Below are 25,463 nucleotides of genomic sequence, written 5' to 3'. Positions count from 1 at the left end.
CCCCGTATGGTCAAGCATCAGAAGGTGTACGGGAACCGCACGCCAACGACGAAGTTGGGTGCGTCGGGCGTGAGCCCGATCGACACCGATCCGTTGATCGTCAGGTGCTTGTTCACCACATGGTTCAAACCGAAATTCACAGCGGCGGCGACCGTCTCGCTGCCGGGTACCTTTTGCCATCCTTGGCCGGGCGCCTGCGTCTCGCTCTCCGGTTCGATCGCCATCGTGTAGGAGACACTGGCCGAATCTTTTTCGGAGAAGGCGAGGGCCACGCCCGCCCCCCATTGGATGACGTCGCCGAGCTTGACCTTCGCAGGCGAGGTCTGGCCCTCGACCGAAGAGACATCCGCGAACGAGCGGGCGAGGTTGTAGGTGTACGACAGGCTGCCGAACAACACGACCGGGTCGTAGGTTTTCAGCACGGACAGACCGGCCGTGACGTTCCAGAATCCGGTTCCGGTCGGCAACTTGGTCGGGGCGACGAGGCTCGTATTGTTCGGATCGACCTGCACGAGCTTGATGCCGAACGGCGAGGTGCCCGTGGGCGCTTTCACGCGCAGGCTGGCGACGACATCGGGCAAGTCGCCGCTTTCCTTGAAGAGCTGGTAGTAGAGGCCGAAATTGACGTCGCCGATTGCGCTCGAGCTGCCCGAGGCGTCCGAGAGCGCTCCCGCCGCGCCGCCTGCTCCGCCGACGATGAAGTTGCTGTGGCGGTAGACGTAGGGAACGTCCACGTCGAAGCTGATGCGATCGGTCAGGCCATAGCGTGCATCGACATCGGCCATCAATTGATGCGACTTCGTCTGGCCCAGATTGATGTTGCCGAGAAAGATCGCGTCAAGCGCCAGGAATCCCGACAGTTGAAGCTGGCGACGATCGTAGTAGGTATCGCTGATGCCCCAATCCAGAGTGAGCTTGCGATCGAACAACGGGGCGTGCTCGCGTTGCACCACCGCGTTTTCCGCTTCCGTGCGGACGGGTTGCGCAGCCTTTTGCGTCGTGCCGATCGGGCCGCCTTGCGTTCCGGTCCCGGGAGCCGCGCCGGCGGATTCGGGCAGTGCGGACGTGGTCGGAACGCCGGTGGCCGTCGAGGCGCCGCTCGTCGGGCCCGATGAACCGGGGCTCACTTGCGCCAATGGCGGCAGTGGCACCGGCAAGCCGTCTGCACCGGGCGGTGCGACGGTGGTCGCGTCGCCAGAGGCTGCGCCTGCCAACCCGCGGCCTCGCTGAGCCATTTCCAGGCGCGTGACTTGTGCTTCGAGCGATTGAATCTGATGCTGCTGCTCATCGACGACGCGCATCAGTGTCGTGAGCCGGTCCTCGACCGATTGCGCTGGTAGCGCTTGCGCTGATGCGCACTGCGGCAACCCGATGGCGAGCAACGCCGCCGGTATCGCGGCAAGTTTCATGCGTCGGGCGTACTGCGCGCCACGCGCAGGCCTCGTTGACAACTTGGACATTGTGATCCCCCCGGTCTTGCGTCGGCGTGATGCGTGGTTCGTCTCTCAAGCGCTTCACGCCTGCGTATTAGTCGATCTTCTGCTTGCGTCGTGGTCCCTCTTGGTCCCTCTTCGTATGGCGATACCGTGCGACGGCACCGGCCTCCGGTCGTGCCCGTCAGCGTCTGAGCACGGCCGAGTTCTGCAATGCCTGCAGCACCCCCAACTGTCGCAATAGCGCGGCCGACATCGGCTGAGTCTGGATGCTGAGCTTCAGCTGATTGACGACTGCCTGGCCGTTGCCCGCGATTTGCAGCAACTGCGAGATCGAGCCGCCGTTTTGTATGCCCGCCGGAACGATCGTTTGCGTTGCGACGCCGGCTGGCGTTTGCACCATGACCGCCACGCCGCCGCCCGCGAAGCTGATGCCGGCCCTGACGTTGCCCGACGCGCTCGTTGCCGTGGCGGTGGGGCTGTTCGTGCTGGCGGTTACGGTCGCACTCGTGCCCGCGGTCGCGTTGGAGTGGGTGTTCAAAGCGGCCCCGGAAGCGGGCGCCCCGCTTGGAGACGCCGTGCTCGCGAGCGTTGATCCGGTCGGTGCGCCAGATGTGTTCGGCACGTTCGACACGTTCGATGCGCTCGACGTATTCGCGGTACCCGAACCGTTGAAGTCGATGACCGTCGAGTTGGCGCCGATGTTGCCGTTGCCCGCGACCTGCGTGATTTGCGAAACGCCATTGACGGAGACGTTTTGCCCGCCGCTTGCCGTTGCTTGCGGATTCGCACCGGTGCCGGCTGCAACTGTCGAGGTGCCGGCGGCAACGTTGTTTCCAACCTGGGCAGTGCTGGCGGTCGCAGTATTGCCGTTACCGTGCCCGCCGCCGTCACTGGCTTGTGCCGACGTCGAGACTTGCGCTGACAGGGCGTTATTGGCATTGGTTGAAACGGTGAGCGTGCCTTGCGCGCGTGCGGAGCCCCCGTTCGGCATTTGCCATTGGGAAAGGAGTTCGAGCACGAGCCCGGACACCATCGTGCCGCCCGCGCCTTTGCCGGTTTGATGCGACAGCACGTCGTCGTCGACGGCCTGCCATTGCAGGCCGCTCGAAGCCGACAGAAATTCGGGCGCAGCCGCGGGCCGTCCGGCGGCGTATGCGCTGCTCGCGAGCGCGCCGAAGGCAAGGGCAAGTGCGAGGGGAAGTGGTGCTAGGTGTAGGTGTCTCATTGGGGTTCAGAACCAGTCTGCCCTGGACAATCCGTAATCGACGAAGGGTGTCGCGCTTGTGCTTGCAGCGAGCGCTCGCTCGCGCAGTTGCAACGCGAGCGACACGTTGTCCTGCAATAGAGGGGAGTCCTCCCTGAATGGCTTGCCGAGGACCGCGAACACGAGCCCGTTCCAGCTCGCGACGAAGTCTTGGTCCAGCACAATGCGATTGCCGAGCGCGGGATCGGCGATGAAGATCCGCCCGTCCTGCGCATGCTTGACGATGACGAAGTGCTCGTAGCCGCCGATATTCATCAGCACGAGCACGGGAATTCTGAGGTGATAGAGCGCGTCGAGGCTGACGCGAAAACCCCGGCCGCGCAGGCCGATCGTTTCGACGAAGTGCTTCATGTCGAGCATCGAAAAGCCGTTCTTGACCACAACCTCCGGGGTCGAGAAAGCCATCATGCGGCGAATCAATTCGGGCTCGGCGATGTCGATGCCGTAGCCGTACTTGAGCAGCGTCGCAAGCGCGGCCGAGCCACAACTGTAGTCGTAGCGTTGGCCCACGATATGGCTGTATCGAATGTCCCGCATCGAGCGCACCGTTTTGGTCAATGGCACGCCAGCAAGGTTAGACGTATCGATGGTCGACTGCGCGTTGCTTGGCGCACATATCGCGGCGCAAACGAGCGCGGCCAATGGTCGCCATACCGCGAAGCGGGCATGTCGTGACATGCTGCTTCTCCTCGTAGAGCGCATACCGGTTGAGGCTTGCGGCCGGCCGGTATGCGCGAGCGCTCTTATCGACGACGAACTGGCCGTGAGCGACCGGCCAGCCGTCGAAGACGACGCTCAATGGCCCGTGATATTCGTCGCAGCGATGGCGAGGCCGTTGTGCTGCAGGTTCCCCGCACCACCGGCGATGTTCACGCCGATGTTGCCCGTGGAGTTTTGCAGCGCGCCGGCGCCGATCATCGCGGTGCCGCTGATCGAGCCTTGGAACGAGAGCGACGCCGATTGACTGTTGTCGTCGGTGGCGACCATGGCGACAGCGAGCGGCGCCGCACCGTCTTTCAGGTTCGTCGTCGACGCCGCGAGGCTGTTGTTCTGCACGTTGGCCACACCCGCAGCGATGTTCACGCCCAAATTGCCCGATACGTTGCTGAGCGAGCCATCGCCGAGCGAAGCGTTGAGCATGAAGTTGTTGACCGTCGCCGTGCCGCCCGACGATTGCGAGCTGAAGATCTGTGCGTTGCCGAACACATTGCCCGTATCGACCGAGGCCAGCGAGGCATCGTTGCTTTGGGCGTTGTCGACGCCTTCCGCCACGTTGATGCCGATGTTGCCCGCGGAGCCGTTGCCGGCGCCCGCGCCCGTCGTGGCCGTCAGATCGCCAGGCTTTTGCGTGTTGGTGTAGTCGGTCACCGAACCCGTCACCGTCACGTTCGTCGAATCGACCGATTCGCCGAACGACCAGGAAGCATCATGGGTCTTGCTATGCGTCTTGCTCCAGGCCACGCCGCCCGAAGATTGTTCGGCGAACGCCTGGCTGCCCGAGCCCTGATCCGCGTGGTACTGCCATACGGAGCCCTGTCCCGAACCCTGGTTGGCGCTCTTCTGACTTTGCGACGAATACTTGTCGGCGGCGGTCGCCTCGAACCCATTGGCGCTGATATTGCCGCTCACGCTTGCGCTACCCGAACCGGAGCCGTGGTGATGGTGATGCGAGTAGCTGTAGTTCAGGCTCGCGGAGCCGTTGGCGGTCAACGTGGCGCTGGCGTCCTGCGAGTTGTGCGATTCGCTGCTCGAGCTGCTTGAGCGCTGGTTGCTGTACTGATAGCCGCCGCCCGAGGTGGCGCTGCTCTGATTCGTGTACGCATACGCCGACGATTCCTGGAACGCCTGCGCAAACCCCGCCGAGGCCGATTCGCTGCTGGTGCTGGAACCCTTGGAATAGCCGCTGCCCATCACTGAGCGGTAGTTGTTGTTGAACGTCGTCGTGACTGCGCCCATCTTGTAGCTTTGGGCTGTCGGATCCAGCGTAGCGTTCGCCCTCACGGCCTGGCTGTTGTTGACGACAGCGCCGACCGTGCTCGATACGGTCACGCAGCCGAACAGCCGCACGAAGCCGTTGATGCCGAGGTTCTCCGTGACGCTCGTCGCGTTGAAGATGTACGGATCCTTGCTATTGCTCTGGGCGAATGTGGTGCCCGATGCGGCTGCCAGGACTGCCGCGGCGATGAGGGTGCGCTTCATGGTGACGCTCCGATGAGAAAAGGTACTGCGTTAGAAAAAAGTGCCCGCCGGGGGACGGAGCACGAAACTGTTCGCCGTTGCATTACCGGCGCCGGCCGTCTGGTTGATTTGCGCGATGCCGCTTGCGTTCTTGAGCACATCGTTGCCGATGCGCACCGCGCGCTCGCCCTGAGCCATCGCCGATACATCCACACGTCCCTGCTGGGGAGCCGCCGCGGACAGAACGCTGTCCGCGACGCTCTCCACTCCTGTCGCCGCAGCGCCGAGCACGACGCTGTTGCGTTGGAGATTGGCCGCGCCCGCCGCTTGATTCAGCATCACTACGCCGGACACGTTCGATAAGGCCCCGCTCTCGATGCTCGCCTGCGCGCTCGGCACGCGAGCGCTCGCCTGGGCACTTTGCGCGACGCCCGTATCGGCAATGCCATTCGGCGCGAGCAGGATCGCCGCTTGATTGCTCTGGGCGTTGTTGAGACCCGCCGCTTCGTTGACGGTCACGACGCCCTTGGCGCCAGCGAGCGCGTCGGTCGCAATCGTCGTTTGGCCGGTGACCACGGGCGCCGTTTGGGCCGAAGCCATCGACGGGGCGGCGAGCGCGGTGCAACAGGCCGCGATCGCCACGGCCACTGTCGTCCGATGCCGCTGCAGGATCCTGTTCATTTGAGTCCTCCCAGGCCGGCGATCCCGGTGGTCAGCGGAGCGAGCGCACCGGTAACCGAGGTCGTGATCGTGCCGCCGATCCCTGTCGTCGACTGTGCGATGCCCCCGGGGCCCATCGCGACGTTGCTGCCGGTCGCGGAGCCGCCCAGAATTTTCGTCAGCGCTTGCAGACTTGCCAGACCGCCCACGCCGTTACGCTCGACGCCTTGCGAGCCGTGCGCCTGCGTGAGGTCCGCGTCCGATACGAGCGTGCCTACCGTGGCGTCGAACGCAGGCGCGGGGAACGTCGTCGCCCGCACGGCCACCGGGTTCTCGTCGCGCGGAACGGCATGGAATGCATCTCGCGGCATGACCTGACGCTCCACGATGATGTCGCCCGGGTTGCCGCTGCTCTGTGCGAGCGCGCCCGGTGCGGCGATCGCCGCGAACGTGGTCGCGAGGCCCGGGACGAGCGCCGACAGCGCGAAGCGATGCATGGCGGCGAGAGCGTTGAAGGACATGAGTCGTTCTCCGGCGAAGGGCCTGAACTGCGTTGCGTTATTTGCGGAAATAGCTGACCGAGTTGCTTTGGGCGAGGCGGGCCGCATCGACGGGAACGGGCATGGGCGCAGGCGGCGCGATTTCATCCCACAGCGTGACCGACGATGCGCCCGCAAGCGTTTGAGCCGACGCCGCCACCGTCATGAGTCCGAGCCCTGTGCCGCGCTGATTGGCCAACACCTGATCGTTCAGTGCCACGGCGTCGTGCGCGCTCGCTTCGTCATTCGTGGTGGCGCTGATGTCCGACGTCTGCGTTTGTTCCTGCGCCTGCGCATCGAGCGCTTCGGCTCGCACGTCACCTGACGCTGCGGCTGCCGCAAACGCGATGGCGATCGCGGCGATGACGGCGCAGGGGCGGAAGGAAATGAGCTGAACGAGTGGCATGGCGTCTCTCCGTTGTGCGGGCACATAACGCGAAAGCCATGCCATCGCCGTGAAAATGGCGTGGGGATTGGGTTCTTGTCGAACGAACGTCGGCCATCATGGCTCGAACGCCAAAAACCGTTTCAGCGTTGAAACGGGGCGCCGGAATCGGATCGTCGGCGAATGTTTTGCGACAAATGCGATGTCGCAAAACCGCCACGCGCGCGTGATTCAGTGAGGACTGCGGAATGGATGAAGACCCGCGTGTTATCTCGCTGTCCTCGCCTTGTTTCAATTTTTCCGGCGAATCAGACTGCCCGCTGAACGGGTCGTATAGTAAGCTGTAGAACAGTTTCACGTTGATAAAATGGCCGAACAGACGGCAATTGTTATTAATAATGCATTTGCGGTTGCGTTGACTTTGGGGTTGGGCAATGGACTGCGGCGGGGCTCTCGCGCCATTGGGAGAACCGGATTAGCATGCGTGGGCGCAATGCCGCGTATGACGTCTTGCTTCATGTTCATGAATAAGAGGTCTGAACAATGGAACCCGCAAGTCGGCAATTGATTTACGTCACCCGCGACGTAAATTCGCAATTGAGCGCGCAATTCAACGCGCGCGGCTGGGAAGTCGAGGTAGCGGCGAGTGCGCGCGATGCGCGCCGGGCGTTGCGCAGCGATGCGGCCATCGGCGGTTTGCTCGACTTGTCGAGTCGATTCGATTCTCAAGAAATCGCGGCCCTCGAGCCGTGCCTCACGCTGGGAAACGTCGGTTGGGTCGCGGCCACGTCGCCAGGTCAGTTGCAAGAGAGCGCCTTGCGCAGGCTCGTGCGCGACTACTGCTACGACTACGTCACGATGCCGTATGAGGCGCCTCGCATCGTCGATTCGGTCGGGCACGCCTACGGGATGGTCGTGCTCGCCGCGTCCGATGAAAGCGATCCGGGCGAGGGTGAAATGGTGGGCTCGTGCGACGCCATGCGCGCGTTGTTTCGTGCGATTCGCAAGGTGGCGTGTACCGATGCTCCCGTTTTCGTGTCGGGCGAATCGGGAACGGGAAAAGAGCTGACCGCCGTCGCCATTCACGAACGCTCGGCACGCCGCGCGCAACCGTTCGTCGCGATCAATTGCGGTGCGATTCCGCCGCACCTGCTGCAGTCGGAGTTGTTCGGCTACGAGCGGGGTGCGTTCACGGGAGCGAGCCACCGCAAGATCGGCCGTATCGAGGCCGCTCACGGCGGGACACTGTTTCTCGATGAAATCGGCGACCTGCCGCTCGAAAGCCAGGCGAGTCTGTTGCGGTTTTTGCAGGAGGGGCAAATCGAGCGGCTCGGCGGTCAGGAGTCGATCGACGTCGACGTCCGCGTGATTTCGGCGACTCACGTCGATATGCAGCGCGCGATGCAGGAAGGTAGTTTTCGGGCGGACCTTTACCATCGGCTCTGCGTGCTGCAGATCGACGAGCCGCCATTGCGCGCACGTGGCAAGGACATCGAACTGCTGGCGCGTCACATGGTCGAGCGTTTTCGCAAGGACGGCGCACGGCGGCGGCGCGGTTTTTCGGCCGACGCCGTCGCAGCGCTCTACAACTACGCATGGCCCGGCAACGTGCGAGAACTGATCAACCGGATCCGTCGCGCAATCGTGATGTCGGAAGGGCGGTTCATCACTGCGCACGATCTGGAACTGGCCGAGTACGTCGAGATCGCACCCGTCTCGCTCGCGCAGGCGCGGGAGGCGGCTGAGCGCCACGCGATCGAATTGGCGTTGTTGCGCCACCGGGGGCGCCTGGGCGACGCGGCGCAGGAACTCGGCGTTTCGCGGGTGACCCTCTATCGCCTGCTCTGCGCGCATGGCATGCGCCATCACGAAGCCGAAGCAGGCGTCGGCGCCCGCCACATGGCGGGTTGAGGCGGGCGATTGCGCCGCAGGCCGACAGCGCCGCCGAAGTGCCGTTCGAACGAAAATCCCCGCGCTTGATAAAATCGAGGTTTGCGCGGTCATCGAGCGACGGCCCGCGCGCATCGAGCCGAAGGACATCCCCGCGCATGAAACAATATCTCGACCTCGTCCGCACTATTCTCGACACGGGAAGCTGGCAGGAAAACCGCACTGGCATCCGCACGATCTCCATGCCGGGCGCGATGATGCGCTTCGACTTGCAAGAAGGTTTCCCCGCCGTCACCACGAAAAAGCTCGCGTTCAAGTCCGCGATCGGCGAGATGATCGGCTTCCTGCGCGCGTCGCGCAGCGCGGCTGACTTTCGCGCGCTCGGATGCAAGGTGTGGGACGCGAACGCAAACGAGAACAGCGCGTGGCTCGCCAATCCCTACCGCGAAGGTACGGACGATCTCGGCGACGTCTACGGCGTGCAGTGGCGCAAGTGGCCGGGCTACAAAGTCATCGAGGCGTCGGCCGGTGCACGCCTGGCGGACGCTGCAGAACGGGGCTACCGGATCGTCACGCAGTTCGAGGAAGAGGGCGTTCAAAAGGTGCTGTTGTACAAGGCGATCGATCAATTGCGCCAGTGCCTCGACACCATCATGAGCAACCCGGGCGACCGCCGCATTTTGTTCCACGGCTGGAATCCCGCGCTGCTCGATCAGATTGCGCTGCCAGCCTGCCATCTGCTCTATCAGTTCTTGCCGAACGCTGCGCGGCGCGAGATCTCGCTGTGTCTTTACATTCGCAGCAATGACGTGGGACTCGGCACGCCCTTCAATCTCGTCGAAGGCGCCGCGTTGCTGTCGCTCGTCGGCCGGCTGACTGGTTACACGCCGCGTTGGTTCACCTACTTCATCGGCGATGCGCACATCTACGAAAATCAACTGGACATGCTCCAGCGGCAGCTCGAACGCGAACCGTACGAAAGCCCGCGGCTGGCGATCGCCGATCGCGTGCCGGCCTATGCGGACACGGGCGTGTACGCGCCCCAGTGGCTCGAACTTGTGGAGCCGGCCGATTTTTCGCTGATCGGGTACCGGCATCATGAGCCGTTGACAGCGCCCATGGCCGTTTAGTCCCGGTTAGTCTCGTTTAGTCGGCCGCTTCTATCGGCGAGCGCCTTAGCCCACAGTTGCAGCAAAGCCCGCGTGCCGCGCACGCGGCGCGCCGGGTTGGACCAGCGTCCTGCCCCTGCGCGTCGCGGCGTTGCGGACCGCGGGCTTCGTTATTTTTAACCTTACGCAATCACCCTCGATGGTGCTGCTTGCCAGGCAGCGCTGGCGCGGCAGCGTGCTGCTGCTCGTGCTGAGGGCGCTGCTGAGGGGCCGGCTCGGGCCGCGGTTGCGGTTGCGGCTGCGGGCGCGGTTGTTCGAAGTGAGGCTGCGGTTGCGGCTGCGGACGCGGCTGTTCGAAGTGGGGCTGCGGCTGTGGTTGCGGGCGCGGTTGTTCGAAGTGAGGCTGCGGCTGCGGTTGCGGGCGCGGTTGTTCGAAGTGAGGCTGCGGCTGTGGTTGCGGTTGCGGTTGCGGACGCGGTTGTTCGAAGTGAGACTGCGGCTGCGGTTGCGCACGCGGCTGCTCGAAGCGAGGCTGCGGTTGCGGCTGTGGACGCGGCTCCGGGCGGGGCGCGGATGGTTCGTGCATCTGTGGTCTCGGCTCCCGCTGCTGCGATCGCTGCAATTGAGACTGCGGCATGGTCTGCGGCTCGCCATGTTGGATCGCCTGACCGCGTTCCGCTCCCGGGCTGACCTGGCCCGCGACCGCTCGCGGCTCGTTCGGCTGCATATGTTGCTGGGTAACCGGCGCGTGAGGCTGGGTCCAAGCCGGCGCCGGTCTCGTGCCGGTCTGCCCGCCGTGCTCCGGTGCAGCGCCGGCCGCTGCCGCTGCCGCTGGCGGACGGGGCACGCCGTGATTCGGCTGCGCACGCTCCATTGCGGCCTGCACGTGCGGCGCACGTTGCGGCTGGTCGACACCGGGGCCATGTTGTATCGGCTGTCCGGCGCCCGGTCCTCGTCCCGCTTCCGCGCGGGGCTGAGCCGAGGCTTGGGCCGGTGCGGCGAGATGCTGGCCGCCGTTTGCCGGAGCAGCGGGGCCGTGCATTGGTGTGACGACGGGTGAATGGGTATCGACGACGCGCACGTTATGGGCTGCGGCGACCGGCGCCACGGTGGCGCCGTGCGCGAGCTGGTCCCGGCCCGCGAACGGCGCAGCGGGCCGAGTCACCGGCGCACCGGCCCCCGGTACGCGACCGCCCGCCTGTGCCAGGTGCGCGGCCAAGCCGTCGTGATAGGCGGCCGGCATGGCCGGCGCACGCGTGGCGACGACCGGGCGCGCGACCACCGTCCGCGGCGGACGGTAGTTTGCCTGCCGCAAGCCCGATGCGAAGCTTTGGCGCACGGGCGCGACACCTGCCGCGCCCGGATTGATCCGGACGTTGCCCCACTGCCGCGGATCGACGTGTTGCGCGAAGTGGGCGACCGGCTTGCCTTGCACGAATGCCGTGGCGGGCACGGCCGTGACTGCGCCGGGTGCGTGATAGTTGATGTAGGTGTTATGGATGTTGGTGATGTTGACGTTATTGTTCACGATCACCGTCTGATTCACGCGCTCGTAGTAGCGCGGGCTCCAACCGCCCCATCCCGGATGCCAGGCCTCGCCGGGGCCGAGCGGGAACCAGGCGAGCCCCGGCGTGGCTGCGCCGCCGATCGCCAGGCTGACGCTCCAGCCACCCCCACCGCCTCCGCCGCCGACGAAAGCGACGAGCGCCGGCGCATACACGGGCGGTGCGCTCTCGACGAGCGGTCCCGGCACCCAGCACCACGACGAGCGCACGTAAGCCCAGCGTCCGTAGTGGTACGGGGCGAAGCCCCATGGCGCATCGTCGACCCAGGTCCAGCCCCAAGGCGCGACCCACGCCCAATGTCCATCGTGGTAGGGCGCCCAACCGACCGGCTCCTGGTTCGGAATCCAGACGGCGCCGTACTGCGGATCGTCGCTCCAACGGCCGTTCGCATCGAGGTCTTCGTAGCCCGGGATGTCGCGCGAGACATAGCGCGCCGAGACGGATCGATCCTCGGCGGCGTCTCGATTGGCAGCCCACGCGTCGAACGGATCGGGCGCTGGCGCTTGCGCGACGGAGGCTTCCTGCAGGTCGGTGCCCGCAAACGTGATCTGCTGACCGGCTTCGACGGGCACTTGGCCGTTATCGCCGTAGGCGGTGAGGGCGCCGCTGCGCACCGTGACCGTGGTCGTGCTGCCGTCCGGCGCGACATCGACACGATAATCTCCGGGGCGGGTCACGGCGAGTGCAACGTTGGGCGTATCGATCTCATACGACGAGCCGCCCGGCATCGAGCGCACGCGCGTCGACAGCGTGCCTTGTGCCACCTTCAACTGGGCGTTCGTGTCGTCGAGGTTCATGACATCGAGGCTGGTCGAAGAACCCAGCCGAACAGCCGTCGATCCGATGTGCAGTTCCGAGCGCGCGTTCGCATCGTTCCAAAGCTGGTCGCCGGTCGTCAACGGACGGTTGACCGACGCATACGACCAATCGCTCGCGCCAGCCGGCTCCATCGTCACCGCGCCCGCCATATAGTTCAGGCGCGCGACGCGTCCTGGCGGGTCGGCCGATTGCGCAGCCGGCGAGGGGGCCGGATAAGGGGCCGATTGCGCGAAGGCGGCGTGCGCCGCGAAGACCAGCGGAGCCAGCGCGAGCGCGGCGAGGCCGGCCACGCGCCGGGATGTCGCGCGGGTAATGAGAACGGCGGTGGACATAGGGCATCTCGTTTTGGTGCCGGATCCTGAACGGTCCGTGACAGCACTGTAGCGCGAGCGCATGTATCAATGCGCTCCGTTTTGTAGCGTTGCGTTCCGCCCTGTAACCAAAAATGACCGTTCCGGGCCTTGGCGTTACGCGGAAAGCAGCGCCTCGAAGCGCTCTCGGCCAACCGGCGTGATCCGCAGCACCCGGGGCCGTTCGGCCGCTTCGACCCAACGGTGCTGCCGCCAGTTGTCCAACAGCGCCGCGCCGAGCGCGCCGGCGAGGTGAGCGCGCCGCTCGCTCCAGTCGAGGCACGTACAAGCGAATCGACGCTTGCGTGCCCGCTGGGCGCGGACATCGATACCCCATTGCGCCAACATGGCGGCACCGGTCTCGGTCGCCTCGACGTCGCCGCCTTTTTCGACGAGCCACCCACGGGAAACGAGATGATCGAATACGCGGACGGCAAGTTCGCCGGCCATATGGTCATAGCAGGTGCGCGCATAGCGCATCTCGACCGGAACGGTGCGCGCGGCCATGGGCGCCGCGCGCGCGGGGGCGCTGGCTTGCGCGAGATGGGCGAGCGCTTCAATCGCGGCGGCGATCTCCGAGGAGGCGATTCGGTAATAGCGGTGGCGGCCGCGAACTTCGAGCGTCAGCAGGCCGCCTTCGGCGAGTTTGGAGAGATGCCCGCTCGCCGCCGACGGCGAGAGCCCCGCGATCATCGTCAGTTCGCCGGCGGGTCGGGCGCTGCCGTCCATCAGCGACCAGAGCATGGCCGCGCGACCAGGGTCGGCGAGCAGCGCGCCGATGCGCGATAGCCCGGGAAAGTGCGCGACCTCGCGTTGAGCGTCGGAAGGGAAGGCGGCCATGGGTTCCTCAGCGTCGAAAGCGGTAATGCGCCTACTGTAATCGCTCGTTGCATTCGACGTTTCAGCGTTATGCAAAATGTCGAATTCGGGCGACGCACGGGCGGCAACGAGCCGCTCGGAGTCAACGATGCTGCGCGGGCTGCGCGCTACACTGTCGAAGTACGCGATTCGGCAGCGAGGGTTCGAATGAAAGCATGGATAGCGGCCGCCCTGGTCGCATGGTTATGCGTGGGTTGCGCGCAGCGTGGCACGCCGACGCCGCGCACCGACGGCAACGGCATCACGATGTACGGCACCCTCGACGAGGGCATCACCTTCCGCAAGTAACGAAGGCGAACGGTCCAGCGGCTCCGGCTCCGGCTCCGGCTCCGGCTCCGGCTCCGCTGAAAGGCGCCGGGGATGAATGGCAGAAATTGATGCGTCATTGTCGTTTCTGCCATCTCTGCCCGGGTGAGGATAGCGACTGTCTTCTTCACTCACGCAAGGGTCATCGATGCCTGCTTTCCTGTCCGCCGAGCCTGCCAGCGAACGCGCCGGCCGCCGCAACGCCCGAGTACTGGCGCTGTGCCAGGCGCTTTACACGTCTTCCGTCTCGATCGACCTTACGCTGACCGGCCTCGTCGGCTATATGCTGGCCGACGACAAGGCGTTCGCGACGCTGCCGTTCTCGCTCATCACCGTGGCTGCGGCGTTGACGACGATTTTCGCGTCGTTCCTGATGGCGCGCATCGGCCGTCGCGTCGGTTTCGCGCTGGGGGCCGCGATCGGCGCGGCCGGTGGGGCGATTTCCGTTCACGCGATCTTCGCTCATAGTTTTTGGATCTTCTGCTGCGGGACGGCGACGGTCGGCGTCTTTCAAGCATTCGCTCAGTACTACCGCCTTGCGGCGGCCGATGCCGTCGACGCCCCGTCGAAAGGCCGGGCGATTTCGACCGTGCTGACCGGCGGCGTCATCGCCGCCGTGCTTGGACCTGCACTGGCGTCCTGGAGCCGCGATTGGCTCGCGCCTGTCACGTTCGCCGGCTCGTACGCGCTCGTCACAGTGCTCGGGCTCGGCTCGTGCGCGCTTTTGCTGTTCGCCTATCGCGATGCGCCGCCGATTCCCGCCGCGAACGCGCCGACCAAGGCGGACGATTCGCATCCGCGCCCGCTCGTCCGAATCGTGACTCAGCCGATCTTCCTCGCCGCGTTGGCCAATAACGCGATCGGCTACATGGTCATGATGTTCGTGATGACGGCTGCGCCGATCGCTGCGGTGGCGTGCGGCCACACGATCGGGGAGGGTGCGGGCATCATCGAATGGCATCTTGTCGGCATGTATGCGCCCTCGCTCTTCGCCGCGCGCCTGATTGCCCGCTTCGGCGTGCTGCGCCTCATCGGCGCAGGTATCGCGCTGTCCGCTGCCTGCGGTGCGATTGCGCTGTCGGCGACCGATCTGCCGCACTTCTATGCGGCGCTCGCCTGCCTGGGCGTCGGTTGGAACTTCATGTTCGTCGGCGGGACGACGTTGCTCGCGCAGTCCTATCGTCCCAGCGAGCGCGCAAAGACGCAGGCGACGAGCGAATTCACGACGTTCGCCTGTACGGCGCTGGCCTCGCTGAGCGCAGGCCAATTGCTGGCGCGTTTCGGCTGGAGCGTCGTCAATGCTTCGATTTTTCCGGCGCTGGCGCTCGCAGCTTGCGCAACGCTCGCCTATGCCTGGTCGCGTGCGCGCACGCGTGAGCCGGCCGCGGCCAGCGCGTGATCCCATTCCATCCCGTTCATCAAGGAGAGCCCATTGGTTGCGCCCGTGTCTCCACCCTCTGCCGTTCGTCAGATCGTATTTGCCGTGGCGCCGCACCTCGTACTGCTCGACGCGTGCGGTCCGCTCGAGGCGTTTTGGCGAGCGGAACTCGAACTGCGCAGCGCGCGCGGCAGCACGGGCGACGACCCGGTTGCCTATCGAACGCGGGTTGCTTCCATCGAAGGCGGCACGCTCCCGACGCACGTGGGGCTACCCGTCGTCGTCGAGCGACTCGATGCATTGGACGACGAGCCGATCGATACGGTCATCGTTGCCGGCACGTTCGTGGCCGACCAGATGGTGCTCGACGAAAAGCTCGTCGCGTGGCTGGCGCGTTCGGCGCCCCGCATCCGGCGCGTCTGTTCTGTTTGCGTGGGCGCCTTCTACCTTGGCGCTGCGGGTTTGCTCAAAGGCCGTCGCGCGACGACGCATTGGCGCAGCGCCGAAGAGTTCGCACGGTGCTTTCCGTCCGTGCAGGTCGATGCCGATCCGATCTTCATTCGCGACGTGCGCGATGGTCGCGCCGTCTGGACTTCCGCCGGTGTGACGGCCGGCATCGACCTCGCCCTTGCGTTGATCGAAGAGGACTTCGGCCATACGGTGGCGATGCAGGCGGCGCGGCGGCTGGTGGTATTCATGAAGCGCCCCGGGGGGCAGTCGCAGTTCAGCGCCACGCTCGATGCGCAGCACGTCGCCGGCGGCGAGTTCGACGCGCTGCATGCGTGGATGGCGGCCAATCTGCACGCCGATCTGACGGTCGAGCGGCTTGCCGAGCGCGCCCGCATGTCGCCGCGCACGTTCGCGCGGCGCTATGTCGAAGCGGTGGGCCGCACTCCTGCAAAGACGGTCGAGGCGTTGCGGCTGGAGGCTGCCGCGCGCTCGCTTGCGCAATCGCGTCGGCCGATGAAACGGATCGCGCTCGATTGCGGGTTCGGCACCGAGCAGAATCTGCGCCGCGCATTCGTCAGACGGTTCGGCGTGCCGCCGTTCAACTATCGGGAGCGGTTTGCGTCGTTGAGTGCGGGGTAATGCGAACGCTGATACCAGAGCGCGCCGCGTCAATTTGACGCCCGTATAATCGGCTCCTTTATCTTCCTCGCCGCGCGCATGCGCGCTACTGGAGCATCGATGAGCACGCCCTCGCACCCCTTGGACCGTTCGGAAACCACCTTCCGCCTTCTTGCCGAACCCACTTCGGTCAACTTCGGCGGCAAGGTGCATGGCGGCGCGCTGATGAAGTGGATCGACGAAACGGCCTACGCCTGCGCGGCGGTTTGGTCGGGCCGCTACTGCGTCACGGTCAGCGTCGGCAACATTCGCTTTCGCCGGCCGATTCTCGTCGGCAATCTCGTCGAGTTGCGGGCGCGCGTCGTCGCCACGGGGCGCACGAGCATGCACATCCACGTGACGGTTCATGCCGGTGACCCGAAGAGCGGTCAACTGCGATTGACGACCGACTGCCTCGTCGTGTTCGTTGCGGTCGACGAGAACGGCACGCCCATTCCCGTTCCTTCCTTCGAGCCGCAGACTGAAGAGCAAAAACGTGTGGCGAAGTACGCGATGGATGTGAAGGCGGCACTCGATGCGATCGTCGAGCTCAAGCCGGAGGAGATGGTGCGGGGGACCGTTTGAGGTTCGTGCCCGGTTGTGACGCCGTCGGGCTTCAATCAGACTGCTGCATCGTGAGACGATGACCCGGCCGCATCGGACTAACGTAACCGCCCGGCGCGGATAAGAGGACGGCCGAGCGCCGGACGGGCGCAGCGCACGCAAAGGACGCCTGCCGTCGCTCGCCCGCCGCCGATCATGTCAACGCATCAACTGCTGCGCCCCGTCATATCCTCCGGCCGCACCCATTCATCGAACTGCGCTTCGGTCAGGTAACCGAGCGTCAGCGCGGCCGCTTTCAGCGTCGTGCCTTCCTTGTGCGCCTTCTTCGCGATTTGCGCAGCCTTGTCGTAGCCGATATGGGGATTGAGCGCCGTCACGAGCATCAACGATTCGTTCAACAGTGTATCGATGCGGGTGCGGTTCGGCTCGATGCCTACCGCGCAATTGTCGTTGAAGCTTTGCGCGCCGTCCGCCAGCAGCCGAATCGATTGCAGCACGTTGTGCGCGATCATCGGCCGGAACACGTTGAGTTCGAAGTTGCCGCTCGCACCGCCCACGTTGATCGCCACATCATTGCCGAACACCTGGCAGCACAGCATCGTGACGGCTTCCGATTGCGTCGGGTTGACCTTGCCAGGCATGATCGAACTGCCCGGCTCGTTTTCGGGAATGGTGATCTCGCCCAAACCGCAGCGCGGACCGCTTGCGAGCCAGCGCACGTCGTTGGCGATCTTCATGAGGCTTGCCGCAAGCGTCTTGAGCGCACCATGGGCGAACACGAGCGCATCGGCGGCCGCCATCACTTCAAATTTGTTAGGAGCACTAACGAACGGCAGGCCCGTCAGGCGGCCGATCGCTTGCGCAACGCGGTCGGCGAATTGAGGATGGGCGTTCAACCCTGTGCCCACTGCCGTGCCGCCCTGTGCGAGCTCGTAAAGGTGGGGCAGCGCCGATTCGACGTGCGCCATGCCATGCGCCAGTTGCGCCGCGTAGCCCGAAAACTCCTGCCCGAGCGTGAGCGGCGTCGCGTCCTGCAAGTGCGTGCGGCCGATCTTGACGATGTCGGCGAATGCGCGCGACTTCTGCTCCAGCGTGGCGCGCAACGTCGCGAGCGCGGGCAGCAGGTGCTTGACGATGCCGTTGGCCGCGGCGACGTGCATCGCCGTCGGAAACACATCGTTCGACGACTGGCCGCGATTGACGTCATCGTTGGGATGAACCTTGCGCGCTTCGCCGCGCTCTCCGCCGAGCAATTCGCTCGCGCGGTTTGCAATGACTTCGTTCAGGTTCATGTTCGTCTGCGTGCCCGAGCCCGTCTGCCAAACCGCCAGCGGGAATTCGTCCGCGTGACGGCCGTCGATGACTTCGTCGGCCGCCTGCATGATCGCGCGCGCCTTGTCCATGGGCAATACGCCCAGTTCGAGATTGACTTCGGCCGCTGCACGCTTGATCAGTGCGAGTGCGGTCACGAGTTCGGGCGATTGCTTCTCGGTGGAAATTTTGAAGTTCTGCAGCGAGCGCTGCGTTTGAGCGCCCCACAGGCGCGCGGCCGGGACGGCAATTTCGCCGAACGTGTCACGCTCCATGCGATGGTTTTCAGTCATGGTGCTTGGGCTCCGATGCTGGAATACGTCGGTTGGTGGGCTCGACTCGCGCGCGCGGCAACCAGGCTTGCGAAGCAGCCGCGTTCGTTCGTGGCGATCGCCGCGAGCTACAACTGCGAGTCGACGGGCAACAGCAAGAATAGACCTGTGAGTAAATTGCGTACGAAACCTGCATCGGGGTCGAGCGCCCACGTGCGCAAATAGGGGCCTCGCTCACCGTCTGCCTCGCCGGTCCAGACGAGGCCCGACACGGGCGCACCGAGCGCGCGCAATTGCGCGTCCTCGGCGGGCGTCGAAAGCGTGACACGATAACTGACCTTCGGCGACAGCGATTGATTGATCAGTTTCGCGACGGCGTCTGCCAGTACGGGGCTGTCGATGAACAGCGCCATTTCGCTGTTCAGATGAGCCGAGCGCGGATCGAGATTCAGCGATCCGATCACCAGCGTGCGGCGATCGATGACGTACGCCTTCGCGTGCAAGCTTGCACGCGACTGGGAGCCCGCGAAAAAGCGCGAAGTCTGTCGCTGCAGCGGCTGATATTCATACAACTCGACGCCGTTTTTCAATAGCGGGATCCGATAGGGGCTGTAACCGGCCTGGACGGCGACGGCATCGGTCGATGCCATCGAGTTCGTCAAAACGGCCACACGGACGCCGCGATGCGTCAGGTCGGCCAGCAGCCTGACGCCTGCATCGTGCGGGACGAAATACGGGGAAAGCAGCAGCACCTCCTTTTGCGCGCCGCGCAGCAGCTCGGCGAGCCGATGCATCGGCGGGCTGCGATAGCCATCGTTCGGCGCGGTGACCTTGCTCGGCGAATCGACGCTGAACATGGCATTTGCCCAGACGAGGCCCATCTGCTCGTGCGCGATCTGCTCCCACAGCCGCGCGCTACGCAGCGGCTTGGCCCCGACGGCTTGGGCTTGCGCACGCCAATGGGCTCTCAGCGCTTCGCGAGCCGTGTCGAGGTCGGCTTCGGCGAAGTGCTGCTTTTCGACCGCGCTGAGCGGGTACGCCCCGGGACTATTCCAAAACGCGTCGAAGCTCTTGGAAACGTCCTTGACGATCGGTCCCGCAGCGATCACGTCCAAATCGCGGAACTGCAGTTTGGGGCTCGCGCTGAAGTATTCGTCGCCGAGGTTGCGGCCGCCGACGATCGCCACTTCGCCGTCGGCGATCATGGCTTTGTTGTGCATACGGTGCGTAAAGCGATCGATGCGCGTGAAGAAGTTCTCGGTACGGGCGAACACGCTGGGGCGTGCGCTGCCGAACGGATTGAAAATGCGAACCTCGATGTCCGGATGCGTCGATAAAGCGGCCATCAGGCGGTCGGCGTCTTTGAAATTCAGATCGTCGACGAGCATCCGCACGCGCACGCCGCGATCGGCGGCGTAAAGGGCGGCGGCGAGCAGCAAACGGCCGGTCGTGTCTTCGGCGGCGATGTAGTACTGCAGATCGAGCGTTTTGGTGGCCGAACGCGCCAATGCGATGCGCATCTGCAGCGCGTCGGTGCCGTCCGTGAGCAGCCGGAAGCCCGACTGGCCCCCGTGCGCGGCGACGAGCGGCGCCAAAGCCCGACCGAGCGGCGTGGTCTCCGGCTGCGCGAGCGCATACGTAGCGGGGCGGTCGAGCGAAGTGGCGGGCGGCAACGTGGAGCAGGCGGCCAGACCCGCGACGCAACACGCGACGAAAACGAACGCGAGCGTGCGCACACACTCGCGTGCTACGGTGCGAGCGTCGGACGACAGTAAAGGCCCCCGGCCGACGGCCCCTGCCGGCAGACAAGCTCGATGACGCCTTGCAGCACCTGGCCGCAACCATTGCTCGTGGAACACGTCGGACTCTTCCTTCGCTGACGGATCGGACCGGAGGCGGCGCACGCGTGCGCCGGCGCCAATTGTTTCATTCTATTGGATGCCGACGTGTATTACCCGCTGCGTATGCACAAGCCGACGTGCAGCCGCTCGCGCAACCAGGGAGCGGAGAGGACAGAGAAAGGAAGAAAAAATGGCCCGCCGGATGCACGGGCCGAACACCCTGTCGGAAGAGTCGGTGCCCATCGTAGGCCGATTCAAGCGGCCGCCCAACCAATCAAGGATGCTTGCTTATCTACACGCCGGGTCGTTGCCGCGTGCGGCGCTCGAAGCGCAGCGTCATCAGCACGGCGACGCTTGCGAGGCCCGCGGCCAACCCCCACCAGAGCCCGCGCGGGCCGAGGCCGGCATGGAACGCGAGCACATAGCCGGTCGGGAAGCCGACGCCCCAGTAACCGAACGCGGCTGCGAGCATCGGCACGCGCGTGTCTTTGAGCCCGCGCAAACAGCCGGAGCCGATCGTCTGCATGCCGTCGACGATCTGAAAAATGGCCGCGACGCCGAGCAGCGAAGCGGCGATGGCGGCGGTCTGCGCATTGGCGGGATCATCGAGACGCAGATAAAGGCCGACGATGGCGCGCGGCGCCACGATAAACAGCAGGCCTGTCATCGACATATAGGCGACGCCGAGCGCCAGCGCGACGAAGCCCGCGTGGCGCGCGGCGACGCGATCGCCTGCCCCCATCCAGTAGCCGACGCGCACGTTGGCCGCCTGGCCGATCGCGAGCGGCACCATGAACGTGACGGAACTCACGCTCATGGCGATCTGGTGTGCGGCCAGCGGTTTTTCTCCCATCAAACCGATGAAGAGCCCGGTGCAGAGGAAAAGCATCGACTCGACCCCGTAGGTGATCGCCACGGGCCAACCGATCGCGAAAAGCTCTCCCATGAGCGGCATCGTCGGCCGTTTGGCGGCCACGAAATGCTTGAACCGCTGCCGCCCGTGCAGCAGCGCCATGAGCGCGATGGCGCTGAGCCAGATCGTGATCGTCGTGGCCGCGGCCGAGCCGAGCATGCCGAGCCGGGGCAGACCGTAGGCGCCGTGGATCAGACCGTAGTTCAGCACGCCGTTGAAAACCACGCCGACCAGCGCGACCCAGAGCAGGCGCTTGGCTGCGCCGATAGCGGGCAGGAAGGCGCGCATCATGCCGACGCCGATGAGGCTGGCGAGCGACGCGTAGCGCAGCACGCCCGTATAAGCGCCGACGTTGCGCGCGAGCGAAGGCGGCTCGCCGAACGCGAGCAGGATCGGCTGACTGTACGAAAGCAGCACGAACGCCGGCACGGCGAGCAGGGCCGATAGTGCGAGCCCCGTCCAGTAGATGTGCGGTACGCGGTGCTCGGCCTGCGCCCCGCGCGCATTGGCGACGGTTACGCTTACCGAACTGAGCACGCCTTGCAGCAGCGTGACGATGACGAAGAAGATCCCGGCGCCGAGACCGCCGGCGGCGAGCGCGTCGGCGCTCAGCGAGCCGAGCAGGATCGTGTCGGTCACGCCCATCGCCATCTGCGACAACTGCGCGATGGCCAGCGGCGCGGCCAGACGTGCGGTGTCGGCGGCGTGCCGCGACAGTGGGGGCGGGGCCGGCTTGGCGGCGGCCCCTGTGAAGGCTGACTCTGACATGGCGAAGCGATCGAGGCGCAAAGGGCATATCGGCGCGTGCGGCGCCCTGCCCATGTGGTTTGTTTTCGTCGGAAAGAAGGAGCTTATTGCTTTCGCGTCGGGCTGTCGATGGCGCACGGCCGCGCACAAACGACCGGCGCGCAACGACGGGCGGCCGGACGCATACCGGCGCGGGCGTGCGCGATTCGGTTCAATGAGCGCTCAATGAGGGCTCATTGCGGCTCGTGAACGGCAATGCGCGTATCGCCGAGCATGACGATCTGTCCCGCGCGGATCTTGCACGTCTTGCGCAATTCGACGCGGCCGTCGACGGTGACTTCGCCGGCAGCGACGAGCATCTTCGCCGAGCCGCCGCTGTCGGCCAAGCCCATGAGCTTGAGCAGATTGTGAAGTTCGACGTGATCGCCCGTGAGCGTGAAGTTGAGATTAGCCATGGCGATTAGCCGGAGTCCGGCACTGAAGCGACTAGGGCAGGCATCATAAGCCACCCCGGCGCCCCGAGGGGCGCAAAGCCCGCAATTTCGTGAGCTGGCCCTTATTCGGCGTACTTGCGAGGCGGGCATGTATGCCTATACAGTATGCCGTGGCCGCGGCTTGCAAGCAGGATGACGCGGATCGCGCCCTACCTGCCCGCTCTGCCCGCTGATATTGAACGATCGACGATCGCGCCGTGTCCCTCATTTCTACCCCCGTCCTTGCCGATTCGCTCCCCGCGGGCGCGCCTTATCTCGAAAAGCTCAACGACGCGCAGCGCGCCGCGGTCGACTACGGCGTTGGCGCACAGGCCTCGCCCGGCGGCCCGCTGCTCGTGATTGCGGGCGCGGGTTCCGGCAAAACGAATACGTTGGCGCACCGCGTAGCGCATTTGCTCGTGAAGGGTGCCGATCCGAGGCGCGTGCTGCTGCTGACCTTTTCGCGCCGCGCGGCGCAGGACATGACGCGGCGCGCCACGCGGATCGCCGCGCAGGCGTTGGGTACGCGGGCCGATCTGGCACAAGCGCTGTGCTGGAGCGGCACGTTCCATAGCGTCGGCGCTCGTCTGCTGCGCGAATACGCCGAATCGATCGGCCTCTCGCCGATGTTCACGATCAACGACCGCGAAGACTGCGCCGACCTGATGAACGTCGTCCGGCACGAACTTGGGCTGTCCGCGAAAGAGCGGCGCTTTCCGGTAAAGGGCACGTGTCTCGCGATCTATTCCCGGGTCGTGAACACGGGCGCCACGCTTTCGCACGTGCTCGACGAGGCGTTTCCATGGTGCCGCGAATGGGAGCGTGACCTGCGGGCCCTGTTTGCCGCGTACGTGGCGGCGAAGCAGGCGCAAAACGTTCTCGACTACGACGATCTGCTGCTGTACTGGTCGAGGATGGCGGCCGAACCGGCGATCGCGTCCGACCTCGGCAAACGCTTCGACCATGTGCTCGTCGACGAATACCAGGACACGAACCGCTTGCAGGCCACGATCCTGCTCGCCATGAAACCGGACGGGCGCGGGCTGACGGTCGTCGGCGACGATGCCCAATCGATTTACTCGTTTCGCGGCGCGACGGTCCGCAACATTCTCGATTTTCCCGGTCATTTCGAGCCGGCTGCAGCGCGTGTCACGTTGGAACGGAACTATCGCTCGACGGCACCGATCCTCGCGGCATCGAACGCCGTGATCGGTCTGGCGGCCGAGCGCTACACCAAGGATCTCTGGACCGATAAGGCCGGCGCTCAGCGGCCGCGACTCGTGTCGGTGGCCGGCGAGCTTGAGCAGGCCCGCTATGTCGTCGAAGCTGTGCTCGAGGCGCGCGAATCGGGCATGAAACTGAAGGCGCAGGCGGTGCTGTTTCGGGCCGCGCACCACAGCGCGGCGCTCGAGGTCGAGCTCGCGCGGCGCAACATCCCGTTCGTCAAATTCGGCGGCCTGCGTTTTCTTGATTCGGTGCATGTGAAAGATGTGCTCGCGGTGCTGCGTTGGGCGCAAAATCCGCGCGATCGCGTGGCCGGGTTTCGCGTGTTGCAGTTGATGCCGGGAATCGGGCCTGCGACGGCCGGGCAGGTGCTCGATGCAGTCGCCGCCGCCGGCGAACTGCCTGCGGCCTTGCGCTCGTATGCCGCGCCGGCGCGTGCGAGTGCCGACTGGCCCGCGTTTGCGACGTTGATGGACGATGTGGGTGCGTTGCGCTCGCCATGGCCCGCCGAGTTCGAGCAAGTGCGGCGTTGGTACGAGCCCCACCTCGAGCGCAATCACGAAGACGCGGCCGCGCGCCACGCCGACATCGTGCAGATGGAGAGCCTCGCTGCGACGTTCCCTTCGCGCGAGCGTTTTCTGACCGAACTCACGCTCGATCCACCCGATGCGACGAGCGGCGAGGCCGGTGTGCCGTTGGTCGACGAGGACTACCTGATCCTATCGACGATCCATTCGGCGAAAGGACAGGAGTGGCGCAACGTATTCGTGCTGAACGGCGTTGACGGTTGTATCCCGTCGGACCTTGGCACGGGCAGCCAGGAGGAGATCGACGAGGAGCGTCGCCTCTTGTACGTCGCGATGACGCGGGCAAAAGAAGACTTGCACATCGTCGTGCCGCAGCGTTTCTATGTTCACAACCAAAGCGCGCTTGGCGATCGTCATGTTTGGGCGTCGCGCACCCGGTTCATTCCGGCATCGTTGCTGCCGCTGTTCGACATCCAGGCATGGCCGCGCATCGAGCCGGCAATGCCGCCAACGGCGACGGGCCTCGCCGCCGCGGCGAAGGCGCGCGTCGATATCGCCGCGCAGCTCAAGACGATGTGGGACTGACCGGTTGCGCTGAACCCGCCGAGAAGAGGAGGCGACGCAAGCGCTGGATTCGGGGGCGTCGATCCCCGGCCGGCAGGGCCGGCGCATGACAAGCGGCAAACGCAGATGATGAGAGCCCACAGGGGGCAGCGGATTGGCGCCGCCGCTTACCTGCTCAGCGAGGGCGGCGCGGTTCGACGCTCGGTTGCACGGCCCGCGGGGCCGGCGGCATAAAGAAATTTCGCATCCAGGTCGCCATGCGCGTGAAGATGTCGTACGGCTCTTCGACGAAGATTTCAGGCTTGAGCAAGCGCAGATATTCCATGATCTGCTGCGCTTCCTGCTTTTGGAATGAACCGTGCGCAAGACCGAGCTTGAGTAGGCCACGCAGTTCGCCGAGCTTTTCCCGCGCTGTGCTGCCGACGCTCGTCTCGCAAGCGATCTTCGCCTCATACACGCGTTGACGCAGCGATTCGGCCAGCCGCCACGCCGGCGTCTGCATCTTTTCTTCGAGCGACTGGATGTCGCGCGCTGCCGATTTGATCTGCGCGGCGAGCGGGTCCACGAGTGCCACGTCGCCGCCTGCTTCCTTGACGATGGCCGAGGCCCAGTCGCGTGCGGCCTTGGCGAGTTCCTCGGGCGTCCACTCCGAGCGCACGGCGAAGCTGAAACCGAATTCCTCGGCTTGGCGCATCAGAATCGCAACGACGTCGGGGAATTCCTTCTCCAACGTACGTTTGGCCCAGGCGTACTGGCCACCTTGCAGCATTCGCTGCACGGCGTGCTCGGTCAGCGGGACCATGTTGTCGAGCAACTTGGCGCGCAGGAAATCTTCGAACGAAGGCGTTGCGAACTGCGGATCGAGCTTGAGCGATACCCGCACGAAGGCCTCGAAGTCCTTGTGCAGCGAAGAGATGGTCTCTTCTCGTAGTGAAAGGGTGATTTGGCCCATGGCTTGTCCTTATCGCTCGCTGTGCCGGCGGCATGTCGCCGTGGCCCTCGCCTGGGCAGTCCCCGGCCCCCCGACGTCACGGCGGACGGGCGGCGGGCCAGCGCGAATTCGGCGCGCGTTACGGTTTTCGCTTGCGCTTTCCGGACCTTCGCGTCGACAGGCGTTTGTCTGCCAGTGGCGCGCGACCAGAAAACGCGCTTCGTCTGATTA

The 25,463-nt window shown here is 65.3% G+C and carries 21 protein-coding genes; 7 read left to right on the top strand and 14 right to left on the bottom strand.

Features of this window, described 5'->3' with window-relative positions:
* Positions 1-17 precede the first annotated feature (17 nt).
* From C0Z19_RS13195 to C0Z19_RS13165, 7 genes are all read right to left on the bottom strand, one after another.
* Positions 18-1,409: a hypothetical protein gene (locus C0Z19_RS13195; RefSeq protein ID WP_102610272.1), complete on the bottom strand. Its 1,392-nt coding sequence runs from the start codon at positions 1,407-1,409 to the stop codon at positions 18-20.
* Positions 1,410-1,617: 208 nt separating this feature from the next.
* Positions 1,618-2,661, bottom strand: coding sequence for a peptidase C39 (locus tag C0Z19_RS13190; protein ID WP_102610271.1), 1,044 nt, complete (start codon positions 2,659-2,661; stop codon positions 1,618-1,620).
* Between the two features lie 6 nt (positions 2,662-2,667).
* Positions 2,668-3,378 (bottom strand): C39 family peptidase, encoded by a 711-nt coding sequence (locus C0Z19_RS13185; protein WP_102610270.1) that lies wholly within the window; start codon positions 3,376-3,378, stop codon positions 2,668-2,670.
* Positions 3,379-3,495: 117 nt separating this feature from the next.
* Complete coding sequence (locus C0Z19_RS13180; RefSeq protein ID WP_102610269.1) at positions 3,496-4,899, bottom strand: FapB/FapC family functional amyloid domain-containing protein; 1,404 nt, start codon at positions 4,897-4,899, stop codon at positions 3,496-3,498.
* A gap of 30 nt (positions 4,900-4,929) precedes the next feature.
* Positions 4,930-5,559 (bottom strand): FapB/FapC family functional amyloid domain-containing protein, encoded by a 630-nt coding sequence (locus C0Z19_RS13175; RefSeq protein WP_102610268.1) that lies wholly within the window; start codon positions 5,557-5,559, stop codon positions 4,930-4,932.
* Positions 5,556-6,059, bottom strand: a complete 504-nt coding sequence (locus tag C0Z19_RS13170) for a FapA family amyloid fibril periplasmic chaperone (RefSeq protein WP_102610267.1) — start codon at positions 6,057-6,059, stop codon at positions 5,556-5,558. Before C0Z19_RS13170 ends, C0Z19_RS13175 begins: the two co-directional genes overlap by 4 nt.
* A gap of 37 nt (positions 6,060-6,096) precedes the next feature.
* Complete coding sequence (locus C0Z19_RS13165) at positions 6,097-6,483, bottom strand: hypothetical protein (RefSeq protein ID WP_146012051.1); 387 nt, start codon at positions 6,481-6,483, stop codon at positions 6,097-6,099.
* A 522-nt stretch (positions 6,484-7,005) separates the two neighbouring features.
* On the opposite strand from C0Z19_RS13165, the gene C0Z19_RS13160 reads away from it, so the two are divergent.
* Positions 7,006-8,373 (top strand): sigma-54 dependent transcriptional regulator, encoded by a 1,368-nt coding sequence (locus C0Z19_RS13160; RefSeq protein ID WP_102610265.1) that lies wholly within the window; start codon positions 7,006-7,008, stop codon positions 8,371-8,373.
* Positions 8,374-8,510: 137 nt separating this feature from the next.
* On the top strand, positions 8,511-9,482 hold the full coding sequence (locus C0Z19_RS13155; RefSeq protein WP_102610264.1) for a thymidylate synthase: 972 nt from the start codon (positions 8,511-8,513) through the stop codon (positions 9,480-9,482).
* Between the two features lie 169 nt (positions 9,483-9,651).
* Here C0Z19_RS13155 and C0Z19_RS13150 read toward each other — a convergent pair whose 3' ends face one another.
* Both C0Z19_RS13150 and C0Z19_RS13145 read right to left on the bottom strand, forming a co-directional pair.
* Positions 9,652-12,177 (bottom strand): DUF6600 domain-containing protein, encoded by a 2,526-nt coding sequence (locus C0Z19_RS13150; RefSeq protein WP_102610263.1) that lies wholly within the window; start codon positions 12,175-12,177, stop codon positions 9,652-9,654.
* A 135-nt stretch (positions 12,178-12,312) separates the two neighbouring features.
* A complete protein-coding gene (locus tag C0Z19_RS13145; RefSeq protein WP_102610262.1) occupies positions 12,313-13,035 on the bottom strand; it encodes an ArsR/SmtB family transcription factor in 723 nt (240 codons plus the stop codon).
* Between the two features lie 186 nt (positions 13,036-13,221).
* Between C0Z19_RS13145 and C0Z19_RS28475 the strand changes: the two genes are divergently transcribed.
* The 4 genes from C0Z19_RS28475 to C0Z19_RS13125 all read left to right on the top strand — a co-directional run bounded on the left by C0Z19_RS28475 (position 13,222) and on the right by C0Z19_RS13125 (position 16,450).
* Positions 13,222-13,362 (top strand): hypothetical protein, encoded by a 141-nt coding sequence (locus C0Z19_RS28475; RefSeq protein WP_175083960.1) that lies wholly within the window; start codon positions 13,222-13,224, stop codon positions 13,360-13,362.
* Between the two features lie 166 nt (positions 13,363-13,528).
* Positions 13,529-14,779, top strand: a complete 1,251-nt coding sequence (locus tag C0Z19_RS13135; protein WP_102610260.1) for an MFS transporter — start codon at positions 13,529-13,531, stop codon at positions 14,777-14,779.
* Between the two features lie 45 nt (positions 14,780-14,824).
* The gene (locus C0Z19_RS13130; RefSeq protein ID WP_175083959.1) at positions 14,825-15,847 is read left to right on the top strand and encodes a GlxA family transcriptional regulator; all 1,023 of its coding nucleotides are present in this window, start codon (positions 14,825-14,827) and stop codon (positions 15,845-15,847) included.
* Between the two features lie 99 nt (positions 15,848-15,946).
* The gene (locus tag C0Z19_RS13125) at positions 15,947-16,450 is read left to right on the top strand and encodes an acyl-CoA thioesterase (RefSeq protein ID WP_102610258.1); all 504 of its coding nucleotides are present in this window, start codon (positions 15,947-15,949) and stop codon (positions 16,448-16,450) included.
* A gap of 185 nt (positions 16,451-16,635) precedes the next feature.
* On the opposite strand, the gene fumC is transcribed toward C0Z19_RS13125, so the two are convergent.
* The 4 genes from fumC to C0Z19_RS13100 form a co-directional block, all read right to left on the bottom strand.
* Positions 16,636-18,033 carry a class II fumarate hydratase gene (fumC, locus tag C0Z19_RS13120; RefSeq protein WP_102610257.1) on the bottom strand — a complete coding sequence of 466 codons (1,398 nt, stop codon included), beginning with the start codon at positions 18,031-18,033 and terminating at the stop codon, positions 16,636-16,638.
* Positions 18,034-18,140: 107 nt separating this feature from the next.
* The gene (locus C0Z19_RS13115; protein WP_233196121.1) at positions 18,141-19,748 is read right to left on the bottom strand and encodes a phospholipase D family protein; all 1,608 of its coding nucleotides are present in this window, start codon (positions 19,746-19,748) and stop codon (positions 18,141-18,143) included.
* A gap of 397 nt (positions 19,749-20,145) precedes the next feature.
* Positions 20,146-21,534 (bottom strand): MATE family efflux transporter, encoded by a 1,389-nt coding sequence (locus C0Z19_RS13110; protein ID WP_102610256.1) that lies wholly within the window; start codon positions 21,532-21,534, stop codon positions 20,146-20,148.
* A gap of 212 nt (positions 21,535-21,746) precedes the next feature.
* Positions 21,747-21,968: an RNA-binding S4 domain-containing protein gene (locus tag C0Z19_RS13100; protein ID WP_102610254.1), complete on the bottom strand. Its 222-nt coding sequence runs from the start codon at positions 21,966-21,968 to the stop codon at positions 21,747-21,749.
* 236 nt (positions 21,969-22,204) lie between these two features.
* Between C0Z19_RS13100 and C0Z19_RS13095 the strand changes: the two genes are divergently transcribed.
* Positions 22,205-24,322: an ATP-dependent helicase gene (locus C0Z19_RS13095; protein ID WP_175083958.1), complete on the top strand. Its 2,118-nt coding sequence runs from the start codon at positions 22,205-22,207 to the stop codon at positions 24,320-24,322.
* A 154-nt stretch (positions 24,323-24,476) separates the two neighbouring features.
* Here the strand turns inward: C0Z19_RS13095 and C0Z19_RS13090 are convergent, their stop codons facing one another.
* Positions 24,477-25,253, bottom strand: coding sequence for a DUF4088 domain-containing protein (locus C0Z19_RS13090; protein WP_102610252.1), 777 nt, complete (start codon positions 25,251-25,253; stop codon positions 24,477-24,479).
* Between the last annotated feature and the right edge of the window lie 210 nt (positions 25,254-25,463).

It is taken from the genome of Trinickia soli (assembly GCF_002879855.1).
Classification (GTDB): Bacteria; Pseudomonadota; Gammaproteobacteria; order Burkholderiales; family Burkholderiaceae; genus Trinickia; species Trinickia soli.
Note: the sequence above shows the minus strand (reverse complement) of the source record. Positions and strands in the feature narration are given on the sequence as shown.

Excerpts from the sequence above, each read along its gene's own strand:
- C0Z19_RS13135 (WP_102610260.1), top strand. The coding sequence starts at position 13,529 with ATGCCTGCTTTCCTGTCCGCCGAGCCTGCCAGCGAACGCGCCGGCCGC.
- C0Z19_RS28475 (WP_175083960.1), top strand. The coding sequence starts at position 13,222 with ATGAAAGCATGGATAGCGGCCGCCCTGGTCGCATGGTTATGCGTGGGT.
- C0Z19_RS13165 (WP_146012051.1), bottom strand. The coding sequence starts at position 6,483 with ATGCCACTCGTTCAGCTCATTTCCTTCCGCCCCTGCGCCGTCATCGCC.
- C0Z19_RS13125 (WP_102610258.1), top strand. The coding sequence starts at position 15,947 with ATGAGCACGCCCTCGCACCCCTTGGACCGTTCGGAAACCACCTTCCGC.
- C0Z19_RS13110 (WP_102610256.1), bottom strand. The coding sequence starts at position 21,534 with ATGTCAGAGTCAGCCTTCACAGGGGCCGCCGCCAAGCCGGCCCCGCCC.
- C0Z19_RS13090 (WP_102610252.1), bottom strand. The coding sequence starts at position 25,253 with ATGGGCCAAATCACCCTTTCACTACGAGAAGAGACCATCTCTTCGCTG.
- C0Z19_RS13100 (WP_102610254.1), bottom strand. The coding sequence starts at position 21,968 with ATGGCTAATCTCAACTTCACGCTCACGGGCGATCACGTCGAACTTCAC.
- C0Z19_RS13190 (WP_102610271.1), bottom strand. The coding sequence starts at position 2,661 with ATGAGACACCTACACCTAGCACCACTTCCCCTCGCACTTGCCCTTGCC.
- C0Z19_RS13185 (WP_102610270.1), bottom strand. The coding sequence starts at position 3,378 with ATGTCACGACATGCCCGCTTCGCGGTATGGCGACCATTGGCCGCGCTC.
- C0Z19_RS13145 (WP_102610262.1), bottom strand. The coding sequence starts at position 13,035 with ATGGCCGCCTTCCCTTCCGACGCTCAACGCGAGGTCGCGCACTTTCCC.
- C0Z19_RS13155 (WP_102610264.1), top strand. The coding sequence starts at position 8,511 with ATGAAACAATATCTCGACCTCGTCCGCACTATTCTCGACACGGGAAGC.
- C0Z19_RS13170 (WP_102610267.1), bottom strand. The coding sequence starts at position 6,059 with ATGTCCTTCAACGCTCTCGCCGCCATGCATCGCTTCGCGCTGTCGGCG.
- C0Z19_RS13150 (WP_102610263.1), bottom strand. The coding sequence starts at position 12,177 with ATGTCCACCGCCGTTCTCATTACCCGCGCGACATCCCGGCGCGTGGCC.
- C0Z19_RS13180 (WP_102610269.1), bottom strand. The coding sequence starts at position 4,899 with ATGAAGCGCACCCTCATCGCCGCGGCAGTCCTGGCAGCCGCATCGGGC.
- fumC (WP_102610257.1), bottom strand. The coding sequence starts at position 18,033 with ATGACTGAAAACCATCGCATGGAGCGTGACACGTTCGGCGAAATTGCC.
- C0Z19_RS13195 (WP_102610272.1), bottom strand. The coding sequence starts at position 1,409 with ATGAAACTTGCCGCGATACCGGCGGCGTTGCTCGCCATCGGGTTGCCG.
- C0Z19_RS13160 (WP_102610265.1), top strand. The coding sequence starts at position 7,006 with ATGGAACCCGCAAGTCGGCAATTGATTTACGTCACCCGCGACGTAAAT.
- C0Z19_RS13175 (WP_102610268.1), bottom strand. The coding sequence starts at position 5,559 with ATGAACAGGATCCTGCAGCGGCATCGGACGACAGTGGCCGTGGCGATC.